Source organism: Polyangiaceae bacterium (genome assembly GCA_020633205.1).
Taxonomy (GTDB): Bacteria; Myxococcota_A; Polyangia; order Polyangiales; family Polyangiaceae; genus JAHBVY01.
The window spans coordinates 38,656-59,307 of the sequence record JACKEB010000018.1 but is presented as its reverse complement, the minus strand read 5'-3'; the positions used below and the strand labels follow the sequence as shown (position 1 = coordinate 59,307).

Annotated in this window: 19 protein-coding genes and 2 tRNA genes; 10 read left to right on the top strand and 11 right to left on the bottom strand. The window is 64.7% G+C overall.

Annotation, left to right across the window (positions count from 1 at the left end; translation table 11 throughout):
* Nucleotides 1-85 precede the first annotated feature (85 nt).
* Together H6718_28455 and H6718_28450 are read left to right on the top strand one after the other, a co-directional pair.
* The gene (locus H6718_28455; GenBank protein MCB9589379.1) at nucleotides 86-850 is read left to right on the top strand and encodes an SDR family oxidoreductase; all 765 of its coding nucleotides are present in this window, start codon (nucleotides 86-88) and stop codon (nucleotides 848-850) included.
* Nucleotides 851-980: 130 nt separating this feature from the next.
* Nucleotides 981-3,557, top strand: coding sequence for an SEL1-like repeat protein (locus tag H6718_28450; protein MCB9589378.1), 2,577 nt, complete (start codon nucleotides 981-983; stop codon nucleotides 3,555-3,557).
* 22 nt (nucleotides 3,558-3,579) lie between these two features.
* Here H6718_28450 and H6718_28445 read toward each other — a convergent pair whose 3' ends face one another.
* On the bottom strand, nucleotides 3,580-4,335 hold the full coding sequence (locus H6718_28445; protein ID MCB9589377.1) for a hypothetical protein: 756 nt from the start codon (nucleotides 4,333-4,335) through the stop codon (nucleotides 3,580-3,582).
* Between the two features lie 202 nt (nucleotides 4,336-4,537).
* Between H6718_28445 and H6718_28440 the strand changes: the two genes are divergently transcribed.
* Nucleotides 4,538-5,170, top strand: a complete 633-nt coding sequence (locus H6718_28440) for a penicillin-binding protein activator LpoB (GenBank protein ID MCB9589376.1) — start codon at nucleotides 4,538-4,540, stop codon at nucleotides 5,168-5,170.
* 38 nt (nucleotides 5,171-5,208) lie between these two features.
* Entirely contained in the window at nucleotides 5,209-6,777 is a 1,569-nt protein-coding gene (locus H6718_28435) for a hypothetical protein (GenBank protein MCB9589375.1), read from the top strand.
* Between the two features lie 9 nt (nucleotides 6,778-6,786).
* Here the strand turns inward: H6718_28435 and H6718_28430 are convergent, their stop codons facing one another.
* Genes H6718_28430 through H6718_28420 form a run of 3 tightly spaced genes read right to left on the bottom strand, consistent with a single transcriptional unit; the run spans nucleotide 6,787 to nucleotide 9,962 of the window.
* On the bottom strand, nucleotides 6,787-8,745 hold the full coding sequence (locus H6718_28430) for a hypothetical protein (protein ID MCB9589374.1): 1,959 nt from the start codon (nucleotides 8,743-8,745) through the stop codon (nucleotides 6,787-6,789).
* Nucleotides 8,742-9,560, bottom strand: coding sequence for a PspA/IM30 family protein (locus H6718_28425; protein ID MCB9589373.1), 819 nt, complete (start codon nucleotides 9,558-9,560; stop codon nucleotides 8,742-8,744). The genes H6718_28430 and H6718_28425 overlap by 4 nt, the downstream gene beginning before the upstream one ends.
* Before the next feature lie 3 nt (nucleotides 9,561-9,563).
* Complete coding sequence (locus tag H6718_28420) at nucleotides 9,564-9,962, bottom strand: YbjN domain-containing protein (protein MCB9589372.1); 399 nt, start codon at nucleotides 9,960-9,962, stop codon at nucleotides 9,564-9,566.
* Between the two features lie 150 nt (nucleotides 9,963-10,112).
* Between H6718_28420 and guaB the strand changes: the two genes are divergently transcribed.
* The gene (guaB, locus tag H6718_28415; protein ID MCB9589371.1) at nucleotides 10,113-11,564 is read left to right on the top strand and encodes an IMP dehydrogenase; all 1,452 of its coding nucleotides are present in this window, start codon (nucleotides 10,113-10,115) and stop codon (nucleotides 11,562-11,564) included.
* A 96-nt stretch (nucleotides 11,565-11,660) separates the two neighbouring features.
* Here the strand turns inward: guaB and H6718_28410 are convergent, their stop codons facing one another.
* The 4 genes from H6718_28410 to H6718_28395 all read right to left on the bottom strand — a co-directional run bounded on the left by H6718_28410 (nucleotide 11,661) and on the right by H6718_28395 (nucleotide 14,854).
* On the bottom strand, nucleotides 11,661-12,701 hold the full coding sequence (locus tag H6718_28410) for a hypothetical protein (protein MCB9589370.1): 1,041 nt from the start codon (nucleotides 12,699-12,701) through the stop codon (nucleotides 11,661-11,663).
* A gap of 99 nt (nucleotides 12,702-12,800) precedes the next feature.
* The gene (locus H6718_28405; protein MCB9589369.1) at nucleotides 12,801-13,316 is read right to left on the bottom strand and encodes a hypothetical protein; all 516 of its coding nucleotides are present in this window, start codon (nucleotides 13,314-13,316) and stop codon (nucleotides 12,801-12,803) included.
* A 383-nt stretch (nucleotides 13,317-13,699) separates the two neighbouring features.
* The gene (locus tag H6718_28400) at nucleotides 13,700-13,936 is read right to left on the bottom strand and encodes a hypothetical protein (GenBank protein ID MCB9589368.1); all 237 of its coding nucleotides are present in this window, start codon (nucleotides 13,934-13,936) and stop codon (nucleotides 13,700-13,702) included.
* Between the two features lie 300 nt (nucleotides 13,937-14,236).
* Nucleotides 14,237-14,854 (bottom strand): TetR/AcrR family transcriptional regulator, encoded by a 618-nt coding sequence (locus tag H6718_28395; protein MCB9589367.1) that lies wholly within the window; start codon nucleotides 14,852-14,854, stop codon nucleotides 14,237-14,239.
* A 172-nt stretch (nucleotides 14,855-15,026) separates the two neighbouring features.
* Between H6718_28395 and H6718_28390 the strand changes: the two genes are divergently transcribed.
* The 4 genes from H6718_28390 (at nucleotide 15,027) to H6718_28375 (ending at nucleotide 16,424) form a co-directional block, all read left to right on the top strand.
* Nucleotides 15,027-15,113 (top strand) — tRNA-Ser (locus tag H6718_28390).
* 106 nt (nucleotides 15,114-15,219) lie between these two features.
* Nucleotides 15,220-15,306, top strand: a tRNA-Ser gene (locus tag H6718_28385).
* A gap of 319 nt (nucleotides 15,307-15,625) precedes the next feature.
* Nucleotides 15,626-15,907, top strand: coding sequence for a hypothetical protein (locus H6718_28380; GenBank protein ID MCB9589366.1), 282 nt, complete (start codon nucleotides 15,626-15,628; stop codon nucleotides 15,905-15,907).
* 151 nt (nucleotides 15,908-16,058) lie between these two features.
* A complete protein-coding gene (locus H6718_28375) occupies nucleotides 16,059-16,424 on the top strand; it encodes a hypothetical protein (GenBank protein ID MCB9589365.1) in 366 nt (121 codons plus the stop codon).
* A gap of 31 nt (nucleotides 16,425-16,455) precedes the next feature.
* On the opposite strand, the gene H6718_28370 is transcribed toward H6718_28375, so the two are convergent.
* Nucleotides 16,456-17,208: a fumarylacetoacetate hydrolase family protein gene (locus H6718_28370; GenBank protein ID MCB9589364.1), complete on the bottom strand. Its 753-nt coding sequence runs from the start codon at nucleotides 17,206-17,208 to the stop codon at nucleotides 16,456-16,458.
* Between the two features lie 132 nt (nucleotides 17,209-17,340).
* On the opposite strand from H6718_28370, the gene H6718_28365 reads away from it, so the two are divergent.
* Nucleotides 17,341-18,276, top strand: coding sequence for a hypothetical protein (locus tag H6718_28365; protein MCB9589363.1), 936 nt, complete (start codon nucleotides 17,341-17,343; stop codon nucleotides 18,274-18,276).
* Between the two features lie 24 nt (nucleotides 18,277-18,300).
* On the opposite strand, the gene gcvPB is transcribed toward H6718_28365, so the two are convergent.
* Both gcvPB and H6718_28355 read right to left on the bottom strand, forming a co-directional pair.
* Nucleotides 18,301-19,839: an aminomethyl-transferring glycine dehydrogenase subunit GcvPB gene (gene gcvPB / locus H6718_28360; GenBank protein MCB9589362.1), complete on the bottom strand. Its 1,539-nt coding sequence runs from the start codon at nucleotides 19,837-19,839 to the stop codon at nucleotides 18,301-18,303.
* 152 nt (nucleotides 19,840-19,991) lie between these two features.
* Nucleotides 19,992-20,648 (bottom strand): hypothetical protein, encoded by a 657-nt coding sequence (locus tag H6718_28355; GenBank protein MCB9589361.1) that lies wholly within the window; start codon nucleotides 20,646-20,648, stop codon nucleotides 19,992-19,994.
* Nucleotides 20,649-20,652: the final 4 nt, after the last annotated feature.

The following is a 20,652-nucleotide window of genomic DNA, read 5'->3' as shown; positions in this document are numbered from 1 at the left end:
GCGTGAATAGGACGACCGAGCGGCGCACAAAGGATACGTGACTTCGGGAAGTATCCTCCGGAGGCCCGCCGTCGTCCCTGCTTTCATGCAAGACAAACAACCCACTCTCTCAGGCACGAAGGCGCTCGTTCTAGGTGGTAGCCGAGGCTTCGGGCGTGGCGTGGCGCTCGCTCTTGCGGGTGCTGGCGCTGCAACCACCATCGTCTCGCGCCGCACCCTCACCCCCGAAAACCAGGACTCACGCCTCTCCAGTCGACTCGGCGACGCAGCCGACCCAAGCTTCTGCGCACAGGTCCTCGATGAACTCACGCCCGAGGTCGTCGTGCTCACCGCGGGCGCGACCCCCGTCATGCGTCGCATCGCAGACATGGACTGGGAGAGCTTCAGCTGCCACTGGCAGAGTGAGGTGAAGGCGACGTTCCACCTACTGCGCGAGTGCTTGCAGCGCGCGAAGCCAGGGACGCGCGTGATCGTATTCAGCAGCGGTGCGGCGATCGGAGGTTCTCCGCTGTCCGGCGGCTACGCGAGCGCAAAGCAAGCCCAGCGCTTCCTCTGCCGGTACGCTCGGGGCGAAGCGGAGAAGCGCGAACTCGATCTGAACGTGCAGTGCGTGTTGCCCGATTTGAGCCCGGCGACAGCGCTCGGTGGCATGGCGGCACGCGCGTATGCTCTTGCCGCAGGGATTAGTTTTGAGGAGTTCGCGAACAAGCGAGGCGAGTCCCTGACGCCGGAGATCGTCGGACGACTAGTCTTGGAGCTGCTGACATCTCCGGACCGCACTACAGGCGCCGAGTGGAAACTCAGTGCGAGCGGACTCAGCAGCTTGGCATCCGAGAAGCGCGAGACATAACAGACCCCCCGGGTGGCTCCGTGAAGGGGTGCCACTTGGGGCGCCGCTCTACCACATCGCAGGACTCAATCCGTGCCGCTCAGGGCAAAAGGGTTTAGTCACCGGGCGCGGTGCGATACTCATCTAGTCGATGATGGGGAAGCTCTCACCGACGCTAGTTCCGCTAGCATGTGCACTCGCCCTGCCCCTTGCCGCTTGCGCTTCAAAGCCAGCGGTAAATGGCGGACAGACGGATCAAACCAGCTACAGCGAGAAGCTCGGCGAAGGAAAGTGTCGCGAGGTCCCTGACTTCGCGACACCGCTGATCCTGGATTGGCGATCCGACGAACGCGGCTCACTGGAGACGTTGATGAACGACGGGGTCGCCACGGTCAAGTACGACTGCAACTCGATCAAGATCGTCCAGGGTTGCATGGCGAAGGGTAAGTACGGATTCATCGGCGTGCGCAAGAAGGAAGACTCCCTGCAGCTAGCGAACGCCGACGAGATCCGTGCGAACCTGCCAACCCTTGGCGCGAGTATCTCCGCGGAAATGACTCAAGGGTCGGCGCTCGACATCGCTTACATCACGGTGGGCAAGATGCGCACGCTGATGCCGAGCTTGGCGCGCAGCGAACTGAAGAGCCCCTCCTGCGCGGAGGCGACGCACTTCATCCGCGGAGTGTACGTCGGCGCGTTCGCCATCAAAGATGGCAAGGCGGGACAGATCAGCGCCGCGGCGGAAGTGTTCGGCTACGGCGCCTCCGGCAAGACGCAGAGCTCGAAGCTCAAACAAACCCGAGACGGCGATGCTGCGACCTGCTCCGGCTGGGACCCGAGCCGCGGGGCTCCCCCTGGAGGCTGCGGCTCCTTGTTGCGTCTGGAGCTCGTGCGCATTGGCGCCGACGCGTCGGCGACTGAGGTCGAGCGCGCCGAATGTCCGGAGGGGTTGGCGCTGATCGATGACAAATGCACATTTCCCCAAGGCAACACGTCCCACACATGCGACCCAGCCTCACCAGAAGAGTGCAAGCAGCAGTGCGAGAAGGGGAGCGCGGCGAGCTGCGGCTTCTACGCATACGCACTGCAGTACGGCTATCATGGTGTGAAGAAGGACCTGACGAACGTCGCCGCGATGTACAAGCAGGCGTGCGATCGGGGCGATATGTTCAGCTGCTCGGGCCTCGGGATCCTCTACGGGAAAGGCCAAGGAGGCCTGAAGGAGGACCGCAAGAGATCGAACGACTTGCACCGCAAGGCTTGTGACGCAGGAGTTGCGCGGGGCTGCTTGAACCTGGGTGTGGCCTACGAAAAGGGCTTCGACCTCAGCATGGACAAGGCGCGCTCAGTGGCACTTTACCGCCGTGCTTGCGACGGGGGGTTGCCTGTCGGTTGCCTCAACCTCGGCATCTCGTATCAGTACGGAAACGGCGTCACGATAGATACGGGGCGGGCGAAGGAGCTCTACGAGGTGTCCTGCGAGACGTCCGCTGAGACGTGCGGGCTACTAGCAAACCTCTACTACGATGGTATCGAAGTTGCCCAAGACTACGGCCAGGCCGCAGCGCTATTCCGCAAGGCCTGCACGAGTGCTCGCTCCGAACGGTCGGATGAAGCGTGCCGTAGGCTTGGCTGGATGTACATCGTGGGCAAAGGGGTCGCGAAGGATGTTTCCGCAGGAATTAAGCATTTGACCACGGCCTGCGAAGATGGTCACGGACCAAGCTGCAACGCGTGGGCGAGCCTGTATGACAAGGGCGAGCACGTTCCAAAGAGTGAGCTAAGCGCCGCTGCGATCCACGAGAAGGCCTGCGAGAGGGGAGTCGGTGATGCGTGCTCGAGCCTCGGCTATGCCTACGAGCTCGGAAAGGGCGTCGCCAAAGACCGCAATCGAGCGGTCAAGTTCTATCGGCGCTCGTGTGAACTCGAAAGCGGAGTGGGTTGCCACAACGTCGCAAAGACCTCGGCGTCTCAATACTCCAAGGAGTACGAACGACTGATGGAAGCGTCGTGTTCCTACGGATACGCCAACGGGTGCTACGAGCTCGGAGTCGCCCAGTGGCGTCACAAGAAGCCGGAGGCCATCGCCACCATCGAGGACGCCTGTAACCGTGACCCATCGCGCGCTTGTACGTGGCTCGCTTGGAACCACCCAGACCCCGCCAAGCGCGCGTCCTTCGCAGAGTATGGCTGCGGAAAGGACGTCATTGATGCCTGTTACATGGCTGGAAGACTCCAGCGAGCAACGAGTCCCGTGCGAGCTGCGGTGTCGTACGACAAAGCCTGCGTCGGCAAACACGCAGGAGCCTGTGTCGAACTGGCAGCGCTTTATGAGAAGACTCCAGAGCTCGCCTCGGGTGATCGCGCCGCGGCGCTCAGGAAGCAAACCTGCTTCATCGAAGCAGAAGCCAGAAGCGCGTTCTACAACTGCAGAGCCGAGTGGGCTGAAGAACTGTGCGACGCGCGGGTGGAGAGCTGCGTCCAGTACGCGTGGAAGATCGCTCAGGGCACCCATGGTCAGCAGAAAGACCCCAAGCTCGCCTTGAAGCTCTGGCGCAAGGGGTGCGACGGCAAGAACTCCAATGGTTGCTGGGGGCTCGCGGACGCCTACGAGAAGGGCTGGGGTGTAACCAGGAGCAAAGCCACCGCGCGCAAGTACGTCAAACAGGCGGCTGAGTACGGTGCGACACCCGTCGACGTCGAGAAGCGCCTGCAGGCGCTCAAGTAGTTCCGCCAGGAATCAAGCCGGCTCAGTTGGCGTAGACCACCGCGCAGCGCTGATTGATGCACTCTGCCGAAGCGTCGCTCGGATAGCCTGGCGTCGGGCACTCCGGGCATGGAATCCCGTTTCCGCACTGGTTTTGCTCGATGGTGCCGTGGGCCACCGCGATCAGCTGATCGGGACTTGGGGCGCACGCTTCGCAACACTGGGAGCCCCAGCGCAGCTGGCAATCTTCAGTGCGCTCACAGCCCACCAGCTTGTCGTCGTCGTAGACATTCACTCGCTCACAACGCCCGGCGCGGCAGATGGCTGTGAAGTTTCCCGGTAGCTGCGTGATGCAACTTGGGCAGTCGATGGTCGAGCAGCGGTCGCCGTAGAACGCCGACTCGAAACTCGAGTTGATCGGGATGAAGTCCTCGAGCTTGGGCTCGCTGCAGTAGCCGCAGCAGTTGGACGGCACGAGGAGGCACTGACCTGGACCGGTGCAGTTGGCGTACTCACTGGGGACCCCTCCGGCACCACCGTTTCCGGAGCCGCCCGCTGTCCCCGTTCCGCCGTTGCCAGCGGCTCCGCTCCCCGCGGTGCCCGTCCCAGCGGCGCCACCACTTGCCGTCGCACCGCTGCCCGCGTTGCCGCCGTCGCCCGCGGCCGCTCCAGCACCTGCGCTACCGCCGCTCGCGTTTCCGCCGGTGCCAGCGCCGCTGGTGAAGCTATCTCCGCCGCACGCCGTCCATCCAAAAGCGGCGCCCATACACCCCGCAATCACCCAGCGTCCCAACCCCATGAGGACCTCCGATCAAGCAAAGCAACGGCTCGGCTGCGAGCCGCCTATTGCTCAAGGGTGCCACAAAACGCGCTGAAATCTCCGAGAACGCCGGGAGCACACAGTGGCAGTGGAACAGCGGCACCAATCAGGCGGTTTCAACCCCTTGCTCACACGTGCAAATGCCCCCAAAAAACTCCTCGGGAACGCGCACCTTTTGGAGATGCCCATGATCCGACGACTTGCTTCGCTCTCGAACCGCGCCATCGCGCTCAGCTTCAGCCTCGCCCTCGTGGGCACCACGGCGCTCCCCGCGTGTGGCGGGCCCCAACCCGTGCGCGGTGAGGAGGTCGAAGGCTTGGATGACGAGGCGTTCAGCACCGGGCTCGACCGCCGTGATCTCGAGAAGATGCTGAACGAGAACATGAAGGTGCTGCAGTCGAGCGCCATCATCCAGCGCTGGGAAAATGAGAAGAGCCCAACCATCGCTGTGTTGCCACTCAAGAACGAGACCAGCGAGCACGTGGACAGCGCCCTCGAGTCGCTGATGACCGATATCGAGACGCGGCTGGTGAACGCAGGTCACGTCACCGTGATCAACCGCGAGCTGCAGCCTCAGCTGATCGAGGAGATCCGCAGTCAGTACTCGGAGGCCTTCGATCAGTCGAACATCGCCCGCTGGGGCAAGCAAATCGGCGCGCGCTACTTCGTCACCGGAAAGGTGTACAGCGCCGACGAACGCAAGGAAGACGAGCGCCGTGTGCAATACTTCTTGTTCCTTCAGATCATCGACGCCGAGACGAGCGCGACGGTCTTTCAGAACAAGACATCGGTGACCAAGGCGCTGGTCAACTGAACCCTGAGCGCGCGAGTCACCTCGTGCCGCAATGAGCCATGTCGCCTCCCCTCCACTACTCACGTGGCTTGAGCCGCCTTGTCGTTGCCCTGGGGATCAGCCTCTCGGCGCTAGGCTGTGCTGGGCACTCGAGCAGGACCGAGGGCGCCCGCGACGCACTGGACGCGAATCGACCAAAGCAGGCGCTGGCGCTACTCAACGAAGAGCTCGAAGTCGACAGCGCGAAGCAGCAGCCCGACGACCTGAGCGGGGACAACGCCTTGCTCTTGCTCGACCGCTCCATGGTGCTGCAACAGCTCGGCAAGTACTCCCTTAGCAGCGCCGACCTGCAGGCGGCGGACAAGGCGGTGGACCTGCTGGATTTGAGCCGTGGCACGGCCGACGACATCGGCAAGTACCTGTTCAGCGACGACACGGGCCCGTACAAAGCGCCGCCCTACGAGAAGCTGCTCATCAACACCATGAACATGGTGAACTACCTGGTGCGTCACGACCTGAATGGCGCCCGGGTCGAGGCGCGGCGCCTGGCGGTGATGCAGCAGTATCTGAAGGAGCACGAAGGTCAGGGCGCAGCGCTGACAGGGCCCGGCAGCTACCTGGCAGGCTTCACCTTCGAAAAGAGCGGCCGCGCCGACGAGGCGCTGCGCTACTACGACGAAGCATTACAATACGGTAATTACAAGAGCCTCTACCCCGTGGTGCGCCGGGTGGCCGCGGAAGGGAGCTATCGCTCGCCGCGCATCCGCAAGATCCTGGAGACGGCTCCACAGACGTACAACGGCGCGCCGCCGCGGCAGGACGACAGGCAGCCGCGCCCGGTGCCGAGCCCGTACTTCGCCGTGGAGGTGGACCAAGGCGCCAAGCCCGATTCGCCTCCCCCCCAAGATCCAGACCAGAGCACGAGTAGCCAAGACGTCGACGCGGGTGAGCAAGCCGACGCGGGCGCCAAGCCAGAAACAGCACTCCGCCCGGAAACGCCTCTCAAGAAGCTCCCCAAGCCGACGGAAATCTTGGTCGTCATCAACTACGGCCGGGTACCCGCCAAGGTAGCCAAGCGCATCCCCATTGGCCTCGCGTTGACCTGGGCCGCAGGGCACATGGGGCCGGGTCAGGAGGCGCAGGCGAATCGCTTGGCGGCTCAAGGCTTGGTGACCTGGATCAACTACCCGGCGCTTGGCAAAGCGCGAGGGCAGTACGAAGTCCCGGAGTTCTCCATCGACGGTGAGCCAGCGCCCCTCGAAGCCGCGATTGGCATCGACCTCGAGGCACGTGCCGCGTGGAAAGACGCGGAGGGCGCGGTGATTGGTGCTGCGATCACCCGCATGATCTCCCGCGTCGTCGCAGGCGAGGTGGCCCGCACCGCCGCCGGGCGAGACAATATCTGGGGCATCTTGTTGTCCCTTGGCACCCAGGCGACGCTCACCGCGGTCGACACGCCGGACACACGCAGCTGGGCGCTGCTCCCCGCGCGCATGGCCATCGGGCGCCGCGTGGTTCGCCCTGGCGTGCATCACGTGACCCTCGGCGCCCGAGGCAACTACAAGGCCGCAAAGCTCACCCTGAAAGAAGGCGGCTGGGCGGTGCTGAATCTGACCGTACTGAACTGAGCGCTGAGGCTACTGGCGCTTGAACGCGCCACCCTCGTAGCGGTAGTCGAGCTGAGTTACCGAGCCCCAGGGCAGCAGCAACGGCTCGAGGCCACCTGCAGTTCCCGTTTCCACAGGGAACGGATAGCTGGCCTTGTCCCAGCCCACCACACGGCCCGCCTTGAGCTGCAGCTCAAAGCCCTTCTTCAGCGGCTTGAAGAGCAGGCTGCCGATCACGCGCTTGTCTTCCAGGGTGCGGCCGGTCTCCGCACCGAAGATACGCGTGAGCGACTCGGCGCCCACCTCGTAGACGAGGAATGCGTGACGCTGGACGACGATGCCGCCGAACTCTTCACTGGTCTTCGTCTTGAGCGTCGCGCGCACCAAGATCTCCGCCTTGCCGTCCCCGGTCAGGTCCTTCGCGGTGACGTGGACGATGTCCTCCGCGGCCTTGGCGGGCAACGTGATGTACGCAAAGCCCGTTCCCCCGCGGTAACCTTTGCCGAAGACGACGACATCCAGCCCGTGCACCAACACGCGCTCCATCTCCGGACCGCCGTACACGTTAGTCACGAAGTCGAAGCGCGGCTTCTCCTTACCGACCTTGCGTGACTTGCGATACAGCGCGTACACCTGATCTTGCAGCTCATCGGCGGAGGGCGGTCGCGGCGCTGGAGGAGGCGGCGGCCCGGAGGTCGTCGCGCTGCCACCCGTCTTGGGTGCGCTGCCAGCGCTGGTCAGGCGCGGCTTGCCCTTCTTCTCGTCGACTTGCTTGAACTGCTTGCCGTCCCAGCCAAAGCTGCGTTCAGCGATGCCATCCCAGGGCAAGAGGGTCGCGCCCATCTCGCTCTGCTGTGCCTCGCGGAAAGAGCCCTGGTCCCAGCCCTCGGCGGCGTCGTCGGCAATCACGATCGCCTTCTTGCCGCCGACGGTCTTGATGCTGACCTTGTTCTGGATCTTGCCGTCCCCGGTGACAATCCCCGTCTCATGCTCGAAAGCGACGAAGGGCTCGCCCTTTGCGGAGACGCTCATCACCTCCAAGTACTCGCGGTAGTCGCTATCCGTGCCGACCCGCTTGCGATACACGATTTCCGCGCGGCCATCGCCGGTCAGGTCTTCCAGCTCCAAGTAAGGCACCATGCTGGCGTTCTTGACTGAGAGGTCCTTGTAGAAGAACTGCTTCCCTCCGCGGTAGCCGGCTCCAAGAATCGTCAAGTAGCCACCGTAGAGCGCGACTTGCTCGAGCTGTGAGTCGCCGCTCACGTTGCCGTAGACGGCTTTGTCGGGGTTTGGCCCGAGAGACTTTGGCCCGAGCAAGCTCTTGTCCAGGCCTTGTTCGTTCTCGAAACGAAGGGGAGGCATCGCCATCCCACCACTCGCGTCGCTGGTTCCGATGATCGCCTTCTGTTTGCCACCGGCGTAGTCGACGTAGCGCACACTGCCGTGCAGGCCGACCCGCAGCTTCTTGGTGGCCGGCAGTGAGGACCATGGGATCGACGCCTCGATGTCGATGCCGCCTTCCGTCGCGGCTTCGACCAGCTTGGCCCCAGGCACCGCGCGGCCGCCGCGGAGCTTCACGGCGCCCGCGCTCTTGCCCGGGATCCCGCTGTAGAGCCACAGGTCGTAGCTGGTGTAGCCGCCACCGGGCTTCGGCACTGCGATGGAGAACTCGACGCGGTCCTCGTTCGCTCCCATGGTTGGGGTGCGCACGATCTCCGAGTCCTTGATGGTCACCGCAACGTAGAGCGCCTTGTCGTCGTACGCGATGCCGACCGCCGCGCGATCGCCACCCGCGCTGCCGCTGATGGTTTGGGAGAGCTTCGTGAAACTCCCCCACTCTTTCAGCCAGCCGTCGATGGAGACCTTCTTGCCCGCGGTCGAGTTGGCGTTCAGCGTCGCCCCTGCTGCCTGCGCGCTCGACGCCGTGAGGAAACAACACGCGGCACCAAGCAGCCAGGCTGCGGCGCGCCCCCGAGTACGCTGACTCATCGCTTCAACCTGAGCTCTGCAGCCTGGTGCTCCGCTTCCAGCTCTTCCAGAGCCCGCGCCAGCTCTTCGCGCTCGGCGTCGTCCAGCTCTTCGTACTCCTGCTCGACGCGCAGCGGCTGCGCCTCCTGCTCTGGTTCCTCAGGGATCAGCCCCATCTTGCGCTTGAGACTGACGAGGTCGTCTTCCGCGCCGGCGGTCATCTCCAGCTGGGCGAAGCGCTCCTTCAGCACATCACCGGAGTATTCCTCGGCGAGCTCTGCACCGGCCTCGGCCTCGGCCTCGACGCGATTGATCTCGTTTTCCATGCGGTCGAACGTCTCGAACGCGCTGGCGTTCTTCAGGCCGCTCATCGTGGCCTGGATCGCCTTCTGAGCCTCCGCGCGCCGCTTGCGCGCGATCAGCAGCGCCTTCTTGCGCTTGGCCTCTTCGATCTTGTTGTTGAGCGCGCGCAGGGCAATCTTGAGCTGGTCGACGGCCGCTTTTTGTTTCTGCCATTGCAGCTTGAACTGCTCCGCGAGGTTGTCGTGCTCCCGCTTGCGGGCGAGCGCCTCCTTGGCGAGGGCGTCGTCACTCGCACGCACCGCCATCATCGCCCGGCGTTCCCACTCCGCGGCGTTCGAGGCCTCTTGCTCCGCTTGCTTGGCGAGCTTCTTCTCGTCCGCGATGGCGACAGCGACTTGCTTCTTTGCCTCGTGGAGCTGCTCGTTCATGTCGAGCACGACTTGATTGAGCATCTTCTCCGGATCCTCGGAGGTGCTGATCATGTCGTTGATGTTGGATTTGATGAGGCGGGCGAGCCGCGCGAAGATCCCCATGACTCAGCTTTCCTTCCCCTCGACCATGCTGCGCAGGCCTGGGACATGTTCCGTGAGCGCCAGATCCATATCTGCCAAGATGGCTTCGAGCTCATTCAAGTCCATGTTGGCGAGCTCGAGCGCGGCGGTCAGCACGATGCGCTGATCCTCCAAGGCATACGAGGAATGCAGCAGGTCACTGGCGTTGAGCTCGAGCAGGTGGCGAAACAGCTTCGCCTCCGTTGGCGCATCGTTGTTCGGCGCCGGCCCAACATCGACCTGCGCGACCAACACCGGCTGAGCGACCCTCAGCGCAATGGGTGGCCGGTGCGGTCCAGCGCTCACCAAGTACGTCCCGTCCTCGCTCCGCTCGAAGCCACGCTCGAGCTTGTTGAGGTACCCCTCTAGAACCTCGTTTGACATGTGGGCGGAGCCTACCACGAGGGCCGGCCGCGCAAGGCTCGAGCGCGCCTCCGAAGCTGCTGCCGGAGACGGGTGCGGGGGTGGGGGTTAGGCGCGTTGTCTCGGCGATTTCGGGGCGGCGTGGGCCAGCCCCGTAGTGTAGGCTTGGCCATGTTTGAGACCGCTTTGCGCGAGTGTTTGACGTTCGACGACGTCATGCTCCTCCCCGCCTACAGCGAAGTGCTCCCGGCAGACGTCGACGTCACTTCGCGACTCACCCGCAAGATCACGCTGAACACGCCGCTGCTCAGCGCCGCGATGGACTCCGTGACGGAGAGCCGCATGGCGATCGCCATGGCACGCCAGGGTGGCCTCGGCATCATCCACAAGAATCTTCCGCCCCAGCTACAAGCGAGTGAGGTGGACCGGGTGAAGCGCGCGGAGAGCGGCATCATCACCGACCCGGTGACCTGTAATCCCAGCCAGTCCCTGCGCGAAGCCTTATCGGTGATGGAGCAGCACAACATCTCTGGCGTGCCGGTGGTTGAAGGCACGACCCCGGTTGGGATCCTCACCCACCGCGACATTCGCTTCGAAAAGAACCTCGATCAACCCATCAGCGCGCTGATGACCACGAAGCTCGTGACGGTGCCACCGGGCGTCGCGGCGGAGGACGCGCGGGAGCTCCTGCACAAGCACCGCATCGAAAAGCTCCTGGTGGTCGAAGGTGGCAAGCTCGTCGGACTCATCACCATCAAGGACCTGATGCAGGCCGAACGCAATCCCCTAGCCCTGAAGGACGAGCGCGGTCGCCTACGCGTGGGCGCGGCGATTGGCCCCGGCGCCGACCGCGAAATCCGCACGGATGCGCTGGTGGAGGCAGGTGTCGACCTCTTGGTGGTGGACACCGCACACGGTCACTCGAAGGGCGTGCTGGATGCCGTGCGTGAGACCAAGCGTCGTCACCCACATCTCGAGGTGATGGGCGGCAACATCGCCACCGCAGCCGCCGCTCAGGCACTGATCGACGCTGGCGTGGACGCGATCAAGGTCGGCATTGGCCCGGGCAGCATCTGCACCACGCGCATCGTCGCTGGCATCGGGGTCCCTCAGATCACCGCCATTGCTGACTGCGCCGGCATCGCCAAGAAGCACGGCGTGGCGGTCGTGGCCGACGGCGGCGTGAAGTTCAGCGGTGACGTGGTCAAGGCCATCGCCGCCGGCGCCTCCGCCGTGATGATCGGCTCGCTCTTCGCCGGCACCGACGAGTCGCCCGGCGACCTCGTGCTCTATCAAGGGCGCAGCTACAAGGTCTACCGCGGTATGGGCTCCCTCGGCGCGATGAAGAAGGGCAGCAAGGATCGCTACGGCCAGAGCGGCACCGCCGACGAGAAACTGGTTCCCGAGGGAATCGAAGGTCGCGTGCCCCACCGGGGCAACGTCGGCTCGATCTTGTCGCAGCTCGTCGGTGGCCTACGCGCCGGCATGGGCTACACCGGCGGCGCCACCATCCCCGACATGCAGGAAAAGGCGCAGTTCATTCGCATCACCGGTTCGGGCCTCAAAGAGAGCCACGTGCACGACGTGATCATCACGGAAGAAGCGCCGAACTACCACGTCTGAGCCAGGCGCCTTCCGCCACAAAACTTCAAAGGCCGCGCGGCTATGTTTCCCGAGGGAAGCAGCCAGCGCGGCCTCTGACGTGGTTCGCCGTTCAGCTCAGAAGTTGATCAACGTGCGGCGTCCGGTCGCCGTTGCGCTACTACCGCCACCGAGGTCGAAGCGGTACTGGAGCCCCAGGTGGCCAGCGAACACCGTCGCCGTGCCAGCGCCTTGAGCGCACCCGTCGAAGTCGTTCGGGTCGCTGGAGAGCTGGTGCGCCTGAATGTCAGCCTGAGCGACGAACGCGAGGTTCGGCTCGACCTCGATGTCCACGCCCACACCCGCGCCCATCGCGAGGCGCGCGTTGTCACTCGCGCTGCACTGGAACGACGTGGTCGGGTTGACGAAGACGTTGCCCTCGGCGAGCTGCGTGCCGTTGGCATCCACCGACTGCCAGCTCAGACCGAACATTGCCGCGAGGAATAGACCGGCCTTGTCGCCCCGCAGCGGGAACACGCGCCCTTGCAACCAGGCCGTGTCCGCGATGCGGTGCACCGAGAGGCTGGACGCCTGGAAGGGCGGGGTCTCCTCCGTGCCGAGACCGAGCCGCGCATAGCCAAGGCCAAAAGTCAGCATGCGGTTTGGAGCGAACCAAAGCGCGCCCCCGAATCCCAGGTCGCCACCCGAGGCGTTGCGGAAGCCTTCTTCTGCGTCCTCGAGACGACGCGCTACGGCTGCGTTCAGCTCAATGCCCAGGGTCATCTCCGGGGGCTTTTTCTCTTCAGCGTCCGCCGGCGGTGTATCCGTCATCGGTGGCATCGGCTGAGCGGGCGGCGGCGCCGCGGCAGGCGCTACCGGGGGCGGCGGCTCGGCCGCGGGTGGCGGCTCCGGCGCTGGCTCTGGCGCCGGTGGCGGCTCGGGTGGTGGGGCCGGCTCTTCAGCCGCAGGCTTATCGCACGGCTTTTCCGGGTCTGAGCAGTCCTCGCTTGGAGGCGCTGGATCCGTGGGCTCGCCCTCCGCGGGCGGCGCGTCAGCGGGCGGCGCGTCAGCGGCGGGCGCATCAGCTGGGGGAGCGGGGGGAGGCGCTGGTTGAGCTAGCACCACGCTACTCGAGGCAATCCAAGCCGCAACCGCGGCTGCACTCAGAACGTTTCGCATGGCGGGACTATCCAGCGCATCTAGCGACTTGGCAACGCTAAGCTCCGCGGCCCCGGGCTGACTCACACTGGCGCCGTAAAGTTTCTGGGTTGCGCAGAGCTATTCGTACTCCTCGAAGCGCGCCATCAGCTCATCTTCAAGTCCCTGCTCCTCGACCAGCCACATCGCCTCATCCACCGATCGCAGGCACATGCCGGGTGGGAAGCGAATCTCGGCGACGCCCCATGCGAGATCGTCGAGCATCTCGTCCTCGACGGGCCATTCCGGAAAGTGCCTGAGCACTGCAACGGCCGCGACCGCGCGCACGTCCCGGTCTTCGTGGCTGAGTAGCCCGGGTAGGAGCGGCTCGAGCTCCGCGGGAGCGCTGGAATCCTGGTAAGTGGCAATCAGCCCCGCGAGCAGCATCGCGAGCGCGGAGGGATCGAGACGCGGGGCGGTTTGCTCGCCTTTGATCTGCTGCGTCATCACCTCGCGCAAACCGCTCGCGTTCAGGCCAATGAGCGTCACGAACTCGCCCGCGGCGGCCACGACGTCGGGATCCGGATCGGTTAGGTACCTGCTCACGCGCGGCGCTGCTTCGCGCAGAGCGCCGCGCAACGCGTCCGTGATGTCCACCGTCAACTCCCCTTCGCCCCGAGCGAACCGCAGGAACTCGTGAAGGGCAACGGCGCGGTCGCCTTCCCCTGCCGGGAAGCCTTCTATTTCCACAAGGATATTAAGAAGACGCAGGAGAGGCGCGGGACGCGCGACGTTTTCGCCAGATAATTCCGAGAGAATGACTAGCGCGAGCGCGATGGCGGCGTCCGAGATCTCCCTGGTGGCGCAACGACCCGACGAGGGTATCGAACGCCTCGTCTGAGCGCGCCTCATCTTCACCGCGCAGCGCTGCATACAGCTGGGGGACATCGGTCGCAGGCCCATACGCGTCCTCTAGGCGCGTCCAATCAACGTCCGTGCACTTGAGCATCGGAACATGCTCGCCCGTTTGGGGCGGTTTGTCAGTTGTACGGACTCGACGGTAACGTTGGGCCCATGGGTGGCTTCTTGTTCGAGCGATGTCGAACCCGCCCAATCCAGGCTTTGACCTTCAGCCACCAGGCAGGTGGCGTTTGGTCTCCTGCGTGAGCGACTCGAACGGTCTCGGAAGCGGCCACGGCGAAGTAGGCCAGGACCAGCGCGAGCAGCGCGAGCGCAGACCAAGTGGGGCCAACCAACGCGAATAGTTTATCGAACACGGGAGTGCTCCTTTCTCTGAGCCAGCGTCGCGCGCTGGGTACGCGGTTTGGGCCGCGCACCAATACTGGCCAGTTGGTCTGTTTCTAACCAACTTACGCGACGTGTCAACTCAGGGATCGGCGGACTACGAGGGCCACCCAGAGTCAACTGTCAGGAATTATTAAGTTAATGCGCTGCGTAAAATCATTGCGACAACGCCATTAACTGCGACACCAAACACTGAAACGGTTGTTTCGGCGCCGTGACGTGCTCCCTCTCCCCCAAAAAAAGTAGGGGCGGAGTCGTGACGGCCGCGGATGTCAGCGCGGGTCGAGCTCGAAGAGGCTGACGACGATCATCTCGAGGGCGCGTTGGACCTCGGCGTCGTCTTCGGCTGGAGCAGGATCAAAGAAGTCATGCAAGGCCAGGCCGTCGAGGGTGCCGAGCAACAGCCTTGGGATGACCCGCGGTGGGATCTTGGTGCGGATCCCGAGCTGGGGCAGCGACTCGACGATGCCTTCGGCCACTTGCTGGCGGTTGGCTTCGAACATGCTGCGCAGGGTGCCCTGGAGCTTCGCGTCGTGGAGCCCCTGGGCCATCAGATCGGCAAGCACCCGGAGTTCCGGGCCGGCGTCCTTGCGAGTGGCGCGCATCTCGTTGAGCGCGCGCAAGATCCGCTGATGGGGGTCGCCCGGCTGCTCCCAGGCCTCGCGCACACGCTCGCGCATCACGTCGGCGCAGTGGGCAAGCACCTGTTCGATCAGCTCGTCCTTGCTCTCGAAGTGGTAGTGGACGGCGCCCTTGCTCATGCCCGCCGCGGCAGCGATGTCGCTGACGGACGTGCGGGCGAAGCCGCGCTCGGCGAGCGCGCGCACAGCCGCCTCCAGCACCTGCTGCCGGCTGACCTCGCTCTTCTTGTATGAACCGCGCGCCCGCATGCCGGGAAGACCTCCTTACCCCGGTTTCCCGCATGAACTCCAGCTTTCGCGGGCTACACGCAGGCCCCGGCTCAGATGGGTGGGCAGGCTTGCCAGCCAGCTTCCGCGGCGCTGCGCGTTACGCACACGCATCGCGTTGACAGGCCCAGATCCGTTTGCCACATTCCGCCGCGGAGAGATGACCGAGTGGTCGAAGGTGCCTGATTCGAAATCAGGTGTACCGGTGACGGTACCGTGGGTTCGAATCCCACTCTCTCCGCCGGCTCAGCATTCGCTGGCTCATTCGCGGCATCTGTACTAATCGGCTCTGGCCGATGCCACAGCAGCGCCAACCCGAGAGGGTTCGGCTCCGCGAATGAGAGCCTGGAGAGGTGACCGAGTGGCCGAAGGTGCATGATTGGAAATCATGTGTACGGGCAACCGTACCGAGGGTTCGAATCCCTCCCTCTCCGCAAACAAACCTGCCTCCCCCGATGACACAAGGGAAAGGCCGCTCACGTCCCCAGGCGTGAGCGGACCCGGGTCATGGGCCTGAAGGCATGCAGCGCGCTTCGCCAGAGGGCCGCGTCAAGGGCCCCCTGACTTCTGTTTCCGCTCGGCAAAAGTCCACGCGCCAAACCCCAGCGCTTGGGAACAGCGCTCGGGCGCCGAGCGTAAGGCAGGCTGTGTACCGGGTCCTGATGTTCTGCATCGCCGCAGCCGTGCTGCTTGGCTGCAACGGAACGGAGCGCAAGCTGGAGCGCAGCGCTGGGGCACAACGACCCAGCTCGCATGGCCCTGACGCCAGGTTACGACCCGTTCATTCGTCACGCCAGCTTGCCCGACGGCGTCCTGACGGGGCTGATTCGCTTGGGCGACGGCAGCCAAGCCAAGTTCTGGTTCCTCTCCCACCACCTGACTGAGGACAACGGCTTGACGCGCTTCGAGCTACCAGACGACAGCGTGCACTTCGTTCACGGAGCGTTCTGCTGCGAGGTGATGCTCGCGCGCCAACCGGCGGACGCGAAGGAACTGGTCGAGATGATCCGCGATCTCGATGGCGACCCCTTCTAGCCCAGGGAGCGCGCGCGGTGAAAGGGTCGCCTCTTGCCGCTAGCGTAATTTTCCACATGGTATTAATTCGACCATCGACCTAAGCCTTTCGACCGAGGGCCCCGGATGAGAAGTCGGAAGCACACGCGCGAGCGCGGGTTACACTGAGCGCATGCGCTGCCTGCTCACCGCCTGCCTCGTAGCCCTGCTCATGGTCGGTTGCGACGACGCCGACCGTGAGCGGGTCGACAGCAGCGCGAGGATCTTCGACGACCCGGATGGACTACCGGTCAAGCCGGGACCCGAACCTTTCATCCGCTCGATTCACCTCGCCAACCGCACGCTGGTTGGCGTGATCCAGCTGACGAACGGCAAGGAGGTCAGGTTCTGGCAGCTGCCCCGCGCCAACTCCAAAGGCATCGGCCTCACCCGCTTTGATTTTCCGGACGGAACCAGTCGCTACATGCGCGCGGCGGCTTTCGGGCCGACCTGCGCCTTGGCCGCCAGCCGGCAGACGAGCAGGACCTACTCGCGTTGATCCGCCAATTGGACGGTACGGAACCCGAACGCTAAGCCACGCCGAACTCGAGCACTTCGAGCCCGTCAATCTCGATGCGGATGGCGTCGCCACTCGCCAGCGGTCCCACACCGTGGGGCGTACCTGTTGCGATCAAGTCACCGGGCTCCAGGGTCATGAAGCTGGACGCAAAGGCGATCACCTGGGCGATACTGAACACCATGTCTCGAATGTTACCGTCTTGGCGCGTCTCGCCGTTTTGAGCCAGGTGTATCCGCAAGGCATCGGGCTCGAGGTCTGTCACCAACTCGGGGCCACTTGGACAGAAGGTGTCGAAGCCTTTCGCGCGGGTCCACAGCCGATCCTTCTTCTGGTAGTCCCGCGCGGTGACGTCGCACACCACCGTATAGCCAAACACATGAGCCATCGCTTCGGCCTCAGTGACCCGTGTCGCGCGCTTGCCGATCACGACACCGAGCTCCGCTTCGAAGTCCGTACGCTCGACGCCCGGGGGCAAGACGACTCTTCCGCCGGGATCTAGCACCGAAGACGGCGGCTTGAAGAACAGCAGTGGCTCTTCAGGGACTTCGCCTTGCATCTCCTTGGCGTGCTCACGGTAGTTCTTCGCCACGCAGATGATCTTGCTCGGCTCCACCGGCGCGAGCGGCGCGCTGGAGACCGGTAGCGTCTCACCGAGCGCCTTGCCGCCGCTCCACGGAGCGGCGTCCAGTAAGTGCAGCGCTCCGTCGATGAGCTCGACGAACCGCGGTGAACCTTGATGCATAACCCGGAGGAAGCGCGCCATGGCGGACTTCATAGCGCGCAGGGCCGCGCGCCGCGACGCTTGCCCGGCGAGAACCCACTGAGAGGCAGCCTTCCTGCAAAGATCGCGGAGCAGCGCTTGTCGTGAACACCCCGCTCGGCGCAGGATCCCTTCGTGGCGTTGGATCCCGAGAGCGAGCTGGACCAAATCTACCTGTTGCCCCCGGGTCAGTTCATCTCGGCGCGCAACCAGCTGGAGAAGCGCCTGAAGGCAGCGGGGCAAGCCGCTGAAGCCAAACAGGTGAAGGCCCTCGCAAAACCGAAGCTCACCGCCTGGCTCGTGAACTGGATCGCACTCAGCCAAGGCGAGGCGCTCGCGCAACTGAGGAGCGCCGGTCAGAGCGTCGCCGTGGCCCAGGCCGAAGGCGACGGAGCAGCGCTGCTCGCCGCGAGCGACGGACGCAAGCAAGCGGTCAAGCGCTGCGTGGAGCTCGCCCGCGAAGCTTGCGACGCTCACGGCGAAAAGCTCGGCGCCGCCGCGGAGCGTGAGCTCTTCACGTGCCTCGAGACGATCGCGACGCAGCCCGCAGATCCGGCGGCGCCTGATCGCCCGGGACGCATGACCCAGCCCCTCGGTGCGGCGGGCTTCGATGCGTTCGGAGTTGCCGGCTTCGCGCTGTCAGGCGCAGCGACGACCAGCGCGCCTCCCCCCAAAAAGAAAGAGACCAAGAGCGCCAAGCAACCACCGGAAGTCAGTGAAGAAGAGAAACGCGCGGCAGCCGTCGCCGCCTTGAAGCAGAAGCTCGAAGAGGCCCAGGCGCTCTTGGACAGGCTCACAGAGCGAGTGCAAGCCGCAAAGCAGCAGGTCGAGAGCGCGGAGAATCGCCGCACGGAAACGCAATCCGAACTCGAAGCCACTCAGGCAGAGTATCAGGCCATGCTCGAGGCGGCCGAGCGCAAGAAATCAGAGGTCGCGCGCAAGAAGCGCGACCTAGAGCGCGCTGAGGACGCCCTGCAGAGCCAGACCAAGGGGCTGAGGCAGCTGGTGGAGCAGCATGGCGCGGCCCAGCACGTAGTCGCTGAGATTGAGCGCAGCTTGCAGCCAACTTGAGACGATGAAGTCGACCTCCACCACCTAGCCCTCTTGCTTCGTCCAGCGCAAGCGCGGCTTCCGCGCGGCACCAGCCTCGTCCAGGCGGCGCATGCGGCTCAGGTGGGGCGCGGTCTTCACCACGTCCGGCGTCTGCTCGGCCTCGCGCTTGATCGCAGCCATCGCCTCGACGAAGGAGTCCAGGGTCTGCTTCGTCTCCGTCTCCGTCGGCTCCACCATCAGCGCGCCGCGGACCACCAAGGGGAAGTAAACGGTCGGCGCGTGGAAGCCGTAGTCGAGCAGGCGCTTGCCGATATCCAGGGTCTTTACCCCCGTGTTCTGCTCGAGCTGACGGTCCGTGAACACCGCCTCGTGGAGCGGCTGGGTCTCGTATGCCAGCGGTAGGATCTCACTCAGGCGCTTGGCGAGGTAGTTGGCGTTCAGCACTGCGCGATCGCTCACAGCGCGCAGCCCCTCCGGGCCGAGCTCCCGGATGTACGTGTAGGCGCGCACCACCATGCCAAAGTTGCCGAGGAAGGAGCGAACCTTCCCGACGCTCTGCTTGCGGTCATAGTCCAGGCGGAATCCATCTTCCGCACGGAACACGACCGGCTTCGGCTGGAAAGGCTCCAGGATCTTCTTGAACGCCACAGGGCCTGAGCCCGGGCCGCCACCGCCGTGAGGCGTGGTGAAGGTCTTGTGCAGGTTGTACTGCATCACGTCGACGCCCGCGTCGCCGGGGCGGGCGCGGCCAAGCACCGCGTTCATGTTGGCGCCGTCGCCGTAAACCAAGCCGCCCTTCGCGTGCACGAGCTCCGCGAGCTTCGGCATCGCGGTCTCGTAGAGGCCGAGGGTATTCGGGTTCGTGATCATCAGGCCGGCGACGTCATCGCCCGCGTCTTCCAAGGCGCGCATCAGCACCTCGGGGTCTACGATGCCCGCAGAACCAGCCGGGAACGCCTGGGTCTCGAAGCCATTGAGCGCGCAGCTCGCGGGGTTCGTGCCGTGGGCGCTGTCAGGGATGAAGACCTTGCGCGGCGAGCGCCCCTGGGCCGTGTGGTACGCGCGGATCATCATCAGGCCGGTGAGCTCGCCCTGAGCGCCAGCAGCGGGCTGCAGGCTCACGCCGTCCATGCCAGCGATTTCCGCAAGGATATCTTGCAGGCGCACCATGATCTCCAGCGCGCCCTGAGCGAGGCGCTCGGGCGTCTGAGGGTGTAGCCCGGCAAAGCCGTTCAAGCGCGCGGCCCACTCGTTCACCTTGGGGTTGAACTTCATCGTGCACGAGCCGAGCGGGTAGAACTGCGTGTCGATGGAGTAGTTCCACTGGCTCAAGCGCACGAAGTGACGGAATGCTTCGGGCTCGCTCACCTCGGGTAGGGCCGCAGCCTCCTGACGCGCGAGGGCACCCAGCGCCACCTTCGGATCAACCGCTGGTACGTCGAGCTCAGCGATGGATGCGCCGTGGCGACCTGGCGCACCTAGCTCGAAAATCGGGGGTTCGACGAACTGGATTCCTGAAGCTGCTTGTCCCGGCACGGGTTCTCCTCGAGCGCGGTTGGGCGAGCGCTCGGGGTCGTGCATAGCAGCCTCCGCGCCTCTCGTGGAGGGCGGCCGCGAAGAATCCGAGACGCTGACTCGCGCCCGCGTCCCATGAGACACAAAAGCAGAAACGCCAAGGGCGGTTGCTCCTTGGCGTTTTCAGCGACGCTCGCGCTGCGGCTTCGAAGCGCGCTTCAGATACCGGGCGGGCCTTCCGTGTCGCCGCCTTCGTCGCCGCCGCCACCTTCCTCACCACCGCCCTCGTCACCACCGCCGGCGGGAGGTGTGGGCGCCTCATCCCAGCCACCGCCGGAACCACGGCGCTCGAGCTCGTCGGGCATGACGGAGTCGGGATCGGGCTGCATGTTCTGCTGCTTCACCGCGTCCCAAGGGTTGCCTGCTTCGTTCGGACCGAGTCCCCACTCGCCGACGATCTTGTCGGAGTCGTTGCTCTTGGGGCGCTCGTACTTGAAGTAGCCTTTGCCGGTGCTGGTCGCCGACGGACCGACCATGCCGATCTTGTGCTCGGTCCACTCGAAGTGCATCAGATCACCGATCACTTCGCCGTGTAGCTCACCCCAAGCGTCGCCGTTTGCGGTACGCCACTTGCCGCTGATCGTCTTCCCTTCCTTCACCAGGTGCAGGTAGCCGTATAGCTGCGAGAAGTAGACGCCCGTCCAGTCAGCGCCTTCGGGCATGTCACCGGCCTTGACGTTGGCGCGCAACACGCCGTCGTCCGCCTTGGGGCCGCATGCAGCCTGGGAGAAGGCCACCGGCGCGAGCAGGCTGAAACCCAGCACCGCGCTGATCATTCGAGATTGAGTGAGACGGAGGAACTTCGAGGCCGACATGGCG

Excerpts from the sequence above, each read along its gene's own strand:
- H6718_28455 (MCB9589379.1), top strand. The coding sequence starts at position 86 with ATGCAAGACAAACAACCCACTCTCTCAGGCACGAAGGCGCTCGTTCTA.
- H6718_28450 (MCB9589378.1), top strand. The coding sequence starts at position 981 with ATGATGGGGAAGCTCTCACCGACGCTAGTTCCGCTAGCATGTGCACTC.
- H6718_28445 (MCB9589377.1), bottom strand. The coding sequence starts at position 4,335 with ATGGGGTTGGGACGCTGGGTGATTGCGGGGTGTATGGGCGCCGCTTTT.
- H6718_28440 (MCB9589376.1), top strand. The coding sequence starts at position 4,538 with ATGCCCATGATCCGACGACTTGCTTCGCTCTCGAACCGCGCCATCGCG.
- H6718_28435 (MCB9589375.1), top strand. The coding sequence starts at position 5,209 with ATGTCGCCTCCCCTCCACTACTCACGTGGCTTGAGCCGCCTTGTCGTT.
- H6718_28430 (MCB9589374.1), bottom strand. The coding sequence starts at position 8,745 with ATGAGTCAGCGTACTCGGGGGCGCGCCGCAGCCTGGCTGCTTGGTGCC.
- H6718_28425 (MCB9589373.1), bottom strand. The coding sequence starts at position 9,560 with ATGGGGATCTTCGCGCGGCTCGCCCGCCTCATCAAATCCAACATCAAC.
- H6718_28420 (MCB9589372.1), bottom strand. The coding sequence starts at position 9,962 with ATGTCAAACGAGGTTCTAGAGGGGTACCTCAACAAGCTCGAGCGTGGC.
- guaB (MCB9589371.1), top strand. The coding sequence starts at position 10,113 with ATGTTTGAGACCGCTTTGCGCGAGTGTTTGACGTTCGACGACGTCATG.
- H6718_28410 (MCB9589370.1), bottom strand. The coding sequence starts at position 12,701 with ATGCGAAACGTTCTGAGTGCAGCCGCGGTTGCGGCTTGGATTGCCTCG.
- H6718_28395 (MCB9589367.1), bottom strand. The coding sequence starts at position 14,854 with ATGCGGGCGCGCGGTTCATACAAGAAGAGCGAGGTCAGCCGGCAGCAG.
- H6718_28380 (MCB9589366.1), top strand. The coding sequence starts at position 15,626 with ATGGCCCTGACGCCAGGTTACGACCCGTTCATTCGTCACGCCAGCTTG.
- H6718_28375 (MCB9589365.1), top strand. The coding sequence starts at position 16,059 with ATGCGCTGCCTGCTCACCGCCTGCCTCGTAGCCCTGCTCATGGTCGGT.
- H6718_28370 (MCB9589364.1), bottom strand. The coding sequence starts at position 17,208 with ATGGCGCGCTTCCTCCGGGTTATGCATCAAGGTTCACCGCGGTTCGTC.
- gcvPB (MCB9589362.1), bottom strand. The coding sequence starts at position 19,839 with ATGCACGACCCCGAGCGCTCGCCCAACCGCGCTCGAGGAGAACCCGTG.
- H6718_28355 (MCB9589361.1), bottom strand. The coding sequence starts at position 20,648 with ATGTCGGCCTCGAAGTTCCTCCGTCTCACTCAATCTCGAATGATCAGC.